9 protein-coding genes are annotated in these 10683 nt (G+C 58.6%); 3 read left to right on the top strand and 6 right to left on the bottom strand.

The features are described 5' to 3' along the window. The 6 genes from DTF_RS27075 to DTF_RS0105730 all read right to left on the bottom strand — a co-directional run. Positions 1 to 393, bottom strand: a 393-nt coding sequence (locus tag DTF_RS27075) for an enoyl-CoA hydratase-related protein (RefSeq protein ID WP_226989185.1), incomplete at its 3' end; no start/stop codon positions are given. A gap of 377 nt (positions 394 to 770) precedes the next feature. Further along, entirely contained in the window at positions 771 to 1571 is an 801-nt protein-coding gene (locus DTF_RS22085) for a glycerophosphodiester phosphodiesterase (RefSeq protein WP_051360965.1), read from the bottom strand. After that, positions 1568 to 2869: an MFS transporter gene (locus DTF_RS0105715; RefSeq protein WP_027714549.1), complete on the bottom strand. Its 1302-nt coding sequence runs from the start codon at positions 2867 to 2869 to the stop codon at positions 1568 to 1570. Before DTF_RS0105715 ends, DTF_RS22085 begins: the two co-directional genes overlap by 4 nt. A 67-nt stretch (positions 2870 to 2936) precedes the next feature. Further along, on the bottom strand, positions 2937 to 3230 hold the full coding sequence (locus DTF_RS0105720) for a hypothetical protein (RefSeq protein ID WP_035055922.1): 294 nt from the start codon (positions 3228 to 3230) through the stop codon (positions 2937 to 2939). Positions 3231 to 3380: 150 nt separating this feature from the next. Beyond that, positions 3381 to 3977, bottom strand: a complete 597-nt coding sequence (locus tag DTF_RS0105725) for a CoA pyrophosphatase (protein WP_027714551.1) — start codon at positions 3975 to 3977, stop codon at positions 3381 to 3383. 104 nt (positions 3978 to 4081) lie between these two features. Then, the gene (locus tag DTF_RS0105730) at positions 4082 to 5224 is read right to left on the bottom strand and encodes a CapA family protein (protein WP_027714552.1); all 1143 of its coding nucleotides are present in this window, start codon (positions 5222 to 5224) and stop codon (positions 4082 to 4084) included. A gap of 162 nt (positions 5225 to 5386) precedes the next feature. Between DTF_RS0105730 and DTF_RS0105735 the strand changes: the two genes are divergently transcribed. The 3 genes from DTF_RS0105735 (at position 5387) to DTF_RS0105745 (ending at position 10541) form a co-directional block, all read left to right on the top strand. Then, the gene (locus DTF_RS0105735) at positions 5387 to 7450 is read left to right on the top strand and encodes a serine protein kinase (protein WP_027714553.1); all 2064 of its coding nucleotides are present in this window, start codon (positions 5387 to 5389) and stop codon (positions 7448 to 7450) included. A 122-nt stretch (positions 7451 to 7572) separates the two neighbouring features. After that, a complete protein-coding gene (locus DTF_RS0105740) occupies positions 7573 to 8832 on the top strand; it encodes a DUF444 family protein (protein ID WP_226989187.1) in 1260 nt (419 codons plus the stop codon). Positions 8833 to 8909: 77 nt separating this feature from the next. Then, positions 8910 to 10541 (top strand): SpoVR family protein, encoded by a 1632-nt coding sequence (locus DTF_RS0105745; RefSeq protein ID WP_027714555.1) that lies wholly within the window; start codon positions 8910 to 8912, stop codon positions 10539 to 10541. The last annotated feature ends 142 nt before the right edge of the window (positions 10542 to 10683 follow it).

The raw sequence follows: 10683 nt of genomic DNA on the forward strand, positions 1-10683 counted from the left end.
GGCTCCGCGGGCGGCCGCCACCAGGTCGCAGCAGGCCACCAGTCCGACGCCCCCTCCGTAGGCCGGTCCCTGGACCAGGGCAATAGTCGGCTTTTCCAGGTGATCCAGGGTCTTCAGCAGCTCGGCCAGGCCCAGGGAGTCGGCAAGGTTCTCGGCACGGCCATAACCGGCGGCGCGGCGCATCCATGCGAGGTCGGCCCCGGCACAGAACGTCTTGCCGCTGCTCGCCAGCAGGACGACGCGAACCTTGTCGTTGGCTTCGAGTTGGCGCAGTTCGTTCATCAGGTTGACGACCAGCGAATCATCGAAGGCGTTGTGTACTTCGGGTCGGTTGATGGTCAGAAGGGCTCGTCCGGAAGGATCGACTTCGCTGAAGAGAGCGGATTTTGTCATGGCCTCACATCCTGAAGAAGGCAAATCCGGGTGACTCGACCGGAGCACTGAGCGGGGCCGAGAGGGCAAGTACGGTCCGGGTCTCGGCCGATCGATGAACCCGTCCGAGCCGGTGTCGAAGGTGCCCTCGATGATGTTCATTATGATTGTAATTTTACCGCAAAATCTTTTCCTAGGTTTGTCACCAGCAGCATGAGAGCCAATAAATCAATTTTCACGCGAAGCCTTGAACGCGAAGAGATTCAAAACATTCGAATGGAATTTTCTTCGCGCCTTCGCGTCTTCGCGTGAATACCCGGTTTTCCGGAAAAGAAAAACCGCGGATCAGAGTCGATGCCGCGGGATCATATCTAGTCCATATATTGGAGGATTCTTTGCTACTGACGATACTTTCTTTCCACCTCCGCAAGGACTTCCGGCCAGTCGCTCATGATGCCGTCCACCCCCCAGTCAAGGAGCCGTTCCATATCGGCGGATTCATTGACGGTCCACACATGCACTTCAAGCCCGAGTGAATGGGCGGCTTCGAGCATCGGGGGCGAGACGAGGGTTTTCAATCCGTAGCTTTCGGGGATCTGCAGGGCGGCTCCGGGCGGGCGATATCCCGAAGGGCAGCCTTCGCCGAGCCAGCCGAAGAAGGTAACCAGTTCGCCATAGCTCAAGCTGGTGGGAATCTCTCCGCAGAGGGGGCGGAGGCGCTGCATGACCGCGTCCTTCTCGGCCGCCAGCAGAACCGCATCCTCTTTTTTCGCCCGGCGGATGGCGGCGAGCACCAGCGGCTCGACGGGCGGGGTTCCCTGCTTGATCTCGACGTTGAACAGGGCGTCGGGGCAGGCCAGGAAAAGCTCGTCCAGAGTGGGGATGGTGATCCCTTCACCGCGGTAAGGAAATGAGACGTCGTCATCGGAGGAGAAGGTGTAGCCGGCGTCGAGTTCCTTCACCTCGGCCAGAGTGCAGTCACAGATCCGCCGATTCACGCCGCAGAGGCGAAGGGTGTTTTCGTCATGATGGATGACGATGTGTCCGTCGCGGGTCGCCCATACGTCCAGCTCCAGGTAGGGCATTCCCGCTTGCAATGCGGCACGGAAGGCGGGGAGGGTGTTTTCCGGATGATGGGCGGAGCTCCCCCGGTGGCCGTACAGCCGCGGAACGGGGAGATCGAAATAGCGGGTTTTCATAATGGCTCTCCCTTGGCCTGCAATTTCCCCCGGTCGATGTCCACCATGCTCAGAAGGACGATCCCGACCAGGAAAAACCCGGCAAGAGCCAGGATCGACAGCCGGGTCGACCCGGTGAGGTCGGTAATCAGGGCGAAGACCAGAGGACCGAAAATCGAGGCGAATTTGGAGCTGATGGCATAGAAGCCGAAGAATTCGGCGTTTTTCCCCGGCGGGATGAGGGCGCCGTAGAGGGAGCGGCTTATCGCCTGACTGCCTCCGAAGATGACGGCCACCACTGCTGCCAGGGCCCAGAACTGCCAGGCTTCGCGCATGAAAAAGGCATAGATGGTGACGCCGATGAAGAGGACGAGGGAAATCATGATCGCCTTCCGGGCGCCGATGCGTTCCGCCAGCCATCCGAAGAAAAGGGTCCCGGGCATGGCCACGAATTGGATCATGAGAAAGCAGCCGAGAATGCTTCCCTGGGACAGCCCGAGTTCCTCGCGGGCGAAAATGGCGGAAACGACGATGATCGTCTGGATGCCGTCGTTGTAGAAAAGAAACGCGACCAGAAACAGAAGGAGATCACGGAAGCGGCGGATCTCGGCGAAGGTTCGCAGGTAGCCCCGCAGGCCTGAAAAGAGGCGTCCCGGGGGATGGGGAAGAACATCCTCCCGAAGATAGAAAAAAGTCGGCAGAGCGAAAATGCCCCACCAGAGACCGGTCAGCAGCAACCCCAGGCGAGTGGCCGCGCCCCGGTCTGCGAGGCCGAAAAAATCATGGAACTGGATCAGGAGGAAAGAGGCCAGCAGGATGAGGCCTCCTCCGATGTAGCCCGAAGCGAAGCCCCGGGCCGAGAGCCGGTCCATTTCAATGCCCCGGGCCAGCGCGGGAAGAAAGGCGTTGTAGAAGACGTTGCCCGATGCGAAACAGAAATTGGCAACGATGAAGAGAGTGGCCGCCAGTATCCAGCGGCCGGGCCCCGCCAGAACGAGGAGGGCGGTGGCCGCCGCGCCGATAAGTGTGAAGCCGATGAGAAAGCGTCGCCTGGCTCCAAGGTGATCGGCCAAGGCGCCGAGATAAGGCGCCGAAAAGGCCACCGAGAGCATGGAGATCGAAATGAGATAGCCCCACAAGGCCGGGGATGAAACCGTCCGGCTAAGGCCGAACAGGGACAGGTGGGCGCCGCCTTCCGGAACGAGAAAGGTGAAATAGACCGGAAAAACAGCGGCCATGATGACGGTGGCGAAAGCGGAATTGGCCCAGTCGTACATGCACCAGCCGAACCACGCTTTCTGTTTGGGGGTATCGAGCATGGATAGACTTAAGGAAAAAGGTTAAAGAAAAAAGGTTAAAGGAGAGGAGCCAAGGAGATAAAAAGGTTCATCTTTTCTCTTTGCTCTTTTTCCTTCTGCCTTCTGCCGCTCTTTTATCTCCTACAAATTTCGTGTAAGCACAATCTTCCGGCATCCAGCGGACGCTTTTCACGATTTCCGGGGTGAGCTTGATGCACCCTTCGTCGACTTCCAGGCGTTTGTCGTAGACCTTGCATTCTCGGGTGACAATGTCGAGAAAGCGGCAGGGGATGACCGTATGTAGAATGGTGCCGTCCCCGTCCACCCACTTTTCAAAGCAGCACTGGCCGCAGCGGTTGCAGATCGATTCCCAATCCTCCATGACTGCACTCACTTTGCTGTTTGTATTTTCCGGAAAATCGGAATTTAAAAAGTCATAGTGATCCACAGATTTACGCAGATTTACGCAGATGAAACCCTATTCTTTGTGGCCTTAATCTGCGGCTATCTGCGTCATCTGCGGATAAAAGCTTTAACCCGTAACCTTACCCACCTCATGACCCAGCAGGCGCAGGAACTGGCAGACCAGGCGGTAGGTGAGCCCCCACAGGACAGTGCGCTCCGGCCCCAGGAGGCAGATGGCCGGACGCACCAGCTGCAGCTCGCGGAAGTTGACGGGGGCGTCGACGTGCCGCACGGGGTCGGCCAGATCCTGCAGAGGGAACCAGAAGGCGTCCCGGATCTCTTCGTTGAAGGTCCAGGGGACGTTCTGTCCGATGCCGTACACGAAGCAGGAAACGATGATCGGCAGATGGGCTCCCTCGATATCGTCAAGTCGACCCAGAAAGCGGGCCCCTGTAAGGTCGATGCCGATCTCTTCAAACGTCTCCCGCTCCGCGGTCAGGCGGGGATTTTCCTCTTCGCCCTTTTCTACCTTGCCTCCCGGAAAGCCGAGATCCCCCGACCAGGGATCGCCGTCATGCCGGGCCCGCTCAACGAAGAGCATCTGCGGGCCTGCATCCGTCCGGCGAAGGATCATGGCCACGGCGGCCCGGGTGCGGGAAGCCGGAGAACGAAGAGACGGCCGGCGGGCATCGAGGACGCTCCGGATTTGGTGGTAAGTGACCATAGGGATTGTTTTAAATCATATCCTGCGAGAAATCCACCGATTTGCAAGCATCGACATGAAAATCGTGAGGCGTGAGGGGTGAGGTGTAAAATCAGGTTTTCGCCTCACTGAATGTGCGCCTCGCGCTCATCCCACCGCAGGGCCAGGGTATTATCCTCCAGGCATTCCACCCGCGTTCCCAGGTTTTTCCCCTCTCGGTTCAGCATATCGCAGAGCCAGATGGTTTCCGCATGCGAGGCCCGTATCAGGGAGTAATCCCTGATACGGGTGGGGATCATTTTGAGTCCGGCAAGCTTTCCCGTCGCCGGCTCAAGGTGGACGAAGTACATCAGGCCCAGGTCGCCCCTGAATTCCTCGTACCCCTTGATCCATTCGTAGTCGTTGATGAAATCCCCGCAGCCGTAAAGGATGAGCTGGTCGCGGTAAACCTCGATCCCTTTGACATGGTGCGACGAGTGCCCGTAAACGACATCGACCCCGGCATCGTCGATGAGCCGGTGGGCGAATTGCTTATGCGCCCTGGGAATCTCCCAGCCCCAGTTGCCCCCCCAGTGAATGGACAGCACGACCAGGTCGTCGGGTTGCCTGAAGGCCTGGAGCAGAGAGGCGATCCGGCGAGCCGCCCGGTCAGACAGGTCCTCCAGGCGATGAACCCCCGGCCTTTGGGGAGCGGCGGCCCACTCGGCCGGAATCCCGCTTGAGCGGTCGCCGGCGGCCAGAACCAGCACCCGGCCTTTCCCTCCTGTTTCCACGACGGCCGGCGCTTCGGCCTCTGCCAGATCCCCTCCCGCCCCAGCGCTTTTGATATCCGCCTTGCGAAGAACGTCCAGAGTCTCGCGGAGACCGTCGTAACCCCAGTCGAGAACATGGTTGTTGGCAAGGGTGGCCACATCGATCCTGGCGGCGGCCAGGACGGGAAGATTCGCCGGGTGCATGCGATAGTTGATTCCCTTATGCGGCCATGCGTCATCGCTCCGGGTGACGGCGGTCTCCAGATTGACGATCCGCGCGTCCGGGGCCATCCTCTCCAGTTCCGCCAGGGCGTCCCCCCAGATGTAGGTGAAATCCACCCTGGCTGGAATCGAGCTTCCGGCGCCGCGGGCCAGCCTCGCATAATCCCGGGCATCCCGGAGATAGGATTCGAACAGTCGCGGATCGCCCGGGTGGGGCAGCACCTGATCGATCCCCCGGCCGGTCATGACGTCGCCGCACAGAAAAAGGACGACGAGGTCCTTGTGAAACAGCATGTTTTCACTCTTTTTCCTCAGAGGTCACTTCAACTTTATCACATCCGTTCTCCGGGGCAGAGAGGCAGAGAAGAGGAGCTCCGCGAGATGACAGGGGAACCGGATCTGTATATAATTAGAGGACACCTGTCCGGTCGGTAATTTCCGCTAAGAGGAGACACAATGACAATCAGCAAGACCAAGGGAACGCTTCTGCATCATCTGGGGGAGGTCAAGGGGAGCAAGAGGCGTTTTGAAAACGCCTTTCAGGGGGTGGCCAGGATGATCCTGGAGGATGAGATCAGCAAGGTCGTGGTCAACGCCAAGACGACCTACGATTTTAAGATTTTCCGCAAGGAGAAAAAGCATGTCATCGGCATGTATGATGAGATCAACAGCTTTGTCTCTTTTGTCAAGGATGCCGCCGAGGGCGGATCGAGCAAGGAGATGGCTTTCGTCCTGGTCGGCGAGCCCGGAAACGGCAAGACCTTCTTCGTAGAATACCTGTGCAGCCGTTACCGCGAGTTCCTGAGCCTGCCGCAGAACCGCAAATATACTTTCCGCCTCGTCGGCATGGATAAGCTGGGAAGCTACGGCCGGATCTCGACCATCGAATCCCAGAGTTACGAGGACCCGCTGATTCTGGCGATGAACCTTTTCGAGGATCCCGAGGCCAACCGCAGATTCCTCGCCGAGCACGGCGGCTTCACCGACGGGGAGATCGAAACCCTTTATCAGAACTACCGCCCCCTGGGCGCCTGCAGCAGCTACATGTGGAACGACGTTCGCACCTACACCGACGGCAAGATCGAGGACATGCTCGGCTTCGTCGATGTGATCCCCGTCCCCATGGCCGAGAGCCTGGGGACCGTCACCGGAAAGTATGCTGCCAAGGACAAGATCACCTCCTCGGCCGTCGACCTGCTGGGAGAGGAGTCGATTCAGCGCCTTCTGCACATCACGGACACCAACAACCCTTACCGCTTCGACCTGCGGCGCGGGGCTCTGTCCAGGGTCGCGGGCGGCGGCATCCATTTCAGCGACGAGATTTACAAGAACAAGAAGGACCTGGTCCAGGTCTACCTGGGGGTGATCCAGAACCGGCTCATCGAGATCGACGGCTACAAGTGGCCCATCGACACGCTGATCATCGCCACCAGCAACAACTCGGAATTCAACCGCTTCCTGGCCGAAAAGGAAGAAGCTCCGATCGTCGACCGCTGCCGCATCTGCTACGTCTCCCACAACACCAACTACCGGATGCAGAAAGAACTGACCGCCTACGCCATCGGCAGCGAAACCAAGACAACTCTCATGAAGGAAGATCTGCATCAGGATCCCAACCTCAACTACGCGGCCTCGACCGCGGTGATCCTCTCGCGCCTTCCCCGCTCCGAGAAGCTCACTCCGGTGGAGACGATGAAACTGGCAGCGGGTGAGGTGGCCGGGGAAAAGAGCATCAAGACACTGGCCGAGGTTATCGATACTCTCAACCAGGATCCGGACATCACTAAGCGCTTCGGCCAGAAAGGGCTGGGGCAGCGCAACCTGGGCCGAATGATCCAGCTCATGGTGGAGAATTCGGAAACCAACGAGGGGCGCTGCATGTACGCCTACGACGTCTTTACGTCGGTGGAGAGGGTGATCCTCGACTACGTCTCCGACGCCAACGACCGGGCCAAGTACCTCGATGACCTGAAGGTCGCCAAGGGGCTCTACCGCGAACGGATCATGACCGAGATGTTCAATGCCTACATGGATGAGCCGATGGCGATCCGCAAGGACGTGCTCAACTACGTCAACATGATCGTGGGCATCGACGCCGAAAACCTCGGTCCGGACCGGATGTGGAAATACAAGGATCCTCAGTCCGGGGAGCTGAAGGCCCTGAAGATCGACGAGCGCTATATCCGGAGCATCGAGAACCGGCTGGGCCTCAAGACCGAGGAGCAATGCGAATCCTTCCGCACCTCGATCCGCAAGATCTATGGCCAGAAGATCTCCGTCAATCCCAATTACGACTTCATGGACAACCTCGAACTGGTCAAGGCGGTGACGGATGTGCGGCTCAAATCGGACATCGCCGGCGCCGGCAGTCTGATCGGCGCCCTGGCCAATCGAACCAACGAGGAGAACCAGAAAATCTACGACCGCATGATCGATACCATGCTCAACAAGCTCGGCTACTGCCGCACCTGCGCGCAGAAGACCATCGAATACTTCTGCACCCAGGAGGATGAGGGTTAAAATCTGTCATTGGTCATTAGTCATTGGTCATTGGTATCGGTGGAAAATTCAATGCCTCAGGTTCTGTCTTGGGTTTTACAAATGACAAAGGACAAATGACAAAGGACAAGAATAATAACTCTATGAATGGCAAACCCAAAATAGAGAAAGCAGGCGACCTTTACGCCTTGTCCGATCTTTCCGCCATGCAGGCCATGGAGCCGCCCCGGCGCTCCTACACCGCCAATATCGGTTCTTTGGACGAGCTCCTGGAACGGGACCGGCAGCGGGAGGAGGACGGTTTTCCCCGGAAGATCCGCGTCGGCCGGATGATCCGGCCGGGGCGGGGCGCGGAAGGCAAGGTGGTCGTCGTCCCCACCACGGTCGAGGAGAAGTTCATCCACGACAGCTCCTTCCCCGAGGGCGAGGGGGAGGACGAGAGCTCCGGAGGGACGGGCGAAGGTGAAGAGGGGGAGATCATCGGCGAACGTCCGGTGAGGGAAACCGGAGAGTCGGGGGCGGGGCAGGCAGGGCAGGGGGAAGGGGGCTCCCATGAGGTCGAATCGAGCGCCTACGATCTGGGGAGGATTCTCACGGAAAAATTCCAGCTTCCCAACCTCAAGGAGAAAGGGAAGAAGCGCTCCCTCACCCGCTACACCTACGACCTGACCGACCGCAACCGGGGGTTCGGACAGGTCCTCGACAAAAAGGCCACTTTGCGGCGGATTATCCAGACCAACATCTCTCTCGGCAACATCCCCGACATCACCGATATCGACACCAGCGGCTTCCTCATCGCGCCCAGGGACAAGACCTATCGCATTCTCTCCCGGGAGAAGGACTACGAGTCGCAGGCGATGGTTTTCTTCATCCGCGACTACTCCGGTTCCATGGCCGGAAAGGCGACGGAACTGGTGGCTACCCAGCACGTCCTGATCTACAGCTGGCTCCTCTACCAGTATGACCGGCAGGTGGAGACCCGTTTTATCCTTCACGACACCGACGCCAAGGAAGTGCCGGATTTCTACACCTACTACAACTCGCGGGTGGCCGGCGGTACAAGGGTGGCGTCCGCCTATACCCTGGTCAACGAAATCGTGAGCCGGGAAAATCTCGCCCGCGATTACAACATCTACGTCTTTCAGGGAACCGACGGCGACGACTGGGACTCCTCCGGCGAAGAGTCGATCCCGGAACTGAAAAATATTCTCACTTACGCCAGCCGGGTCGGGGTGACCGTCGCCCAGCACGTCTACGCCTCCGGAGGGAACACGGAAGTCGAAAAGTACCTGAAGGACTCCGGGCTGCTGGAGAGCAGTCCGGAACTGCTGCGGCTCGACGTCATGGGCGAAGACGCCGAGGAGTCGCGGATCATCGAAGGGATCAGGAATCTGATTTCGTGAAAACCCGTTGAATCGTTGAAAGTTTTAATCGTTGAATCGATTCAACATTTCAACAATTCAACATTTCAACGGACTTTATGGAACTCATCAACCAACATACCAAGAAGATCATGGAAGGGTGCAAGGAGCGGGCCCGTGACGCTGGGCTGCGCTTCGAGAACGAGACCCTGGAATACATCGTCACCAACCGCGACCTGCTGGAGCTGTCGCCGAAGATGATGATCCCCACCCTCTATGATTACTGGGTTCACGACGTCGAGGTGCTCAGGGAGAAGGGACGCTACGAGCTCTATCCGGGCAACCCCTACGAAACCGTCATCAACACCCGTCCGGCCATCTCCTTCTATAATGACAACAATCCGGACTGGCTCAACGTGATGATCTTCTATCATGTTCTGGCGCATGTCGACTTCTTTCAGAACAACCTCTTCTTCCGTCACACCTGGGATTTCGATCTGACCGGGCAGGCTCTCTCCGACAAGAGGCTGATCGCCAGGCTGCGCTCGAGCAAGGGCCGCTGGGTCGACTACGTCATCGAATTCTCCAGGGCCATCGACAATCTGGTGGGGTACTACGACGAACTCTCGGATTTGAACCGTCCCGCGGAAAGCCGGAACTCCCGGCGCCTCGATTTCTATTTCGACGTCTTCCTGCAGGATATCAAGAAGGTCAGGATCACCGAATACGTCAAGGAGATCGACCGCTACAACGCCGACTTGAAAGAATCGGGGAAATTGGGAGAACAGGTCTTTTTTTCCGACACGGCACGGAAATACCCCGAGTTCGAGGCGATATACGAGAACAGCCTGGAGGAGAAGCCCCGCCGCAACGGCGATCTGCTGCAGTTTCTGATGGACCGCTCCGAATTCCTCAATCGGGAGGAGAACCGGTGGATGAAGTCGGTCATGGAGGTGGTGCGCAAGACCTCCATCTACTTCCAGCCCCAGATTCGCACCAAGATCATGAACGAGGGGTGGGCGAGCTACTGGCACGAAAAACTCTTTCTCGACGATGAGCGGATCCGGGGGCAGGAGGTGTCCTTCGCCCGGGTCCACGCCGGCGTCACCTCCCTGCCGAAGGTCGGACTCAACCCCTACGCCCTGGGGATGCGGCTCTTCGCCTATATCGAGGAGATGGCGGACAAGGGATGCTACTCCGTCGCCTACGACAGGCTGCGCGATGCCGATCAGCGGCTGAAATTCGACCGCAAGACGGGCGCGGGGAGAGACTTCATCTTTCAGGTGCGGGAGGATTGCAGCGACTTCATGTTCATCAACCGGTTCATCGACCAGGATTTCCTCGACCAGCACAAACTGTTCGTCAGCGGCAGACGCCTGAATCCGTCGCGCATGGTCTGGGAATACTACATCAAGAGCCGCAAGGTGGAGGACTACCGGAGCATGCTCAACGACACCCTTTATCATCCGCCGCGGATTCAGGTCGACAGGGTTTCCGGCGGAAATGAGCTCCATTTGGCCCATCGGTTTGAAAACAAACCCCTGGTGAAGGATTACATCGCCAACACCATGCTCGGCATCGAATTCCTCTGGGGAGCGCCGGTGCACCTGGAGACGAGCGAGGCGACGGCAAAGGCCTCGCGCTCCGGCGATCGGGCCTCACGGGAGGTCTCCGGCGAAGCGCCCGCAATGGACTGGCGGCGCGTGCGTTATACGATGAAGAACCGCAAACTGGGGAAAACGCAGCTTTAAGCTGTAAGCTGTAAGCTGTAAGCTTTAAGCTGCAAACTGAAAGCTGAAAGCTTTCTTTAGGAACGCGACGGCAAAGGCCTCGCGCTCCGGCGATCGGGCCTCACGGGAGGTCTCCGGCGAAGCGCCCGCAATGGACTGGCGG

Origin of the sequence: Desulfuromonas sp. TF (genome assembly GCF_000472285.1) — a bacterium.
Taxonomy (GTDB): Bacteria; Desulfobacterota; Desulfuromonadia; order Desulfuromonadales; family ATBO01; genus ATBO01.

What these genes read in the sequence shown, in the direction of transcription:
- DTF_RS0105720 (WP_035055922.1), bottom strand. Translation starts at nt 3,230, where the DNA reads ATGGAGGATTGGGAATCGATCTGCAACCGCTGCGGCCAGTGCTGCTTT.
- DTF_RS0105735 (WP_027714553.1), top strand. Translation starts at nt 5,387, where the DNA reads ATGACAATCAGCAAGACCAAGGGAACGCTTCTGCATCATCTGGGGGAG.
- DTF_RS22085 (WP_051360965.1), bottom strand. Translation starts at nt 1,571, where the DNA reads ATGAAAACCCGCTATTTCGATCTCCCCGTTCCGCGGCTGTACGGCCAC.
- DTF_RS0105725 (WP_027714551.1), bottom strand. Translation starts at nt 3,977, where the DNA reads ATGGTCACTTACCACCAAATCCGGAGCGTCCTCGATGCCCGCCGGCCG.
- DTF_RS0105730 (WP_027714552.1), bottom strand. Translation starts at nt 5,224, where the DNA reads ATGCTGTTTCACAAGGACCTCGTCGTCCTTTTTCTGTGCGGCGACGTC.
- DTF_RS0105745 (WP_027714555.1), top strand. Translation starts at nt 8,910, where the DNA reads ATGGAACTCATCAACCAACATACCAAGAAGATCATGGAAGGGTGCAAG.
- DTF_RS0105715 (WP_027714549.1), bottom strand. Translation starts at nt 2,869, where the DNA reads ATGCTCGATACCCCCAAACAGAAAGCGTGGTTCGGCTGGTGCATGTAC.
- DTF_RS0105740 (WP_226989187.1), top strand. Translation starts at nt 7,573, where the DNA reads ATGAATGGCAAACCCAAAATAGAGAAAGCAGGCGACCTTTACGCCTTG.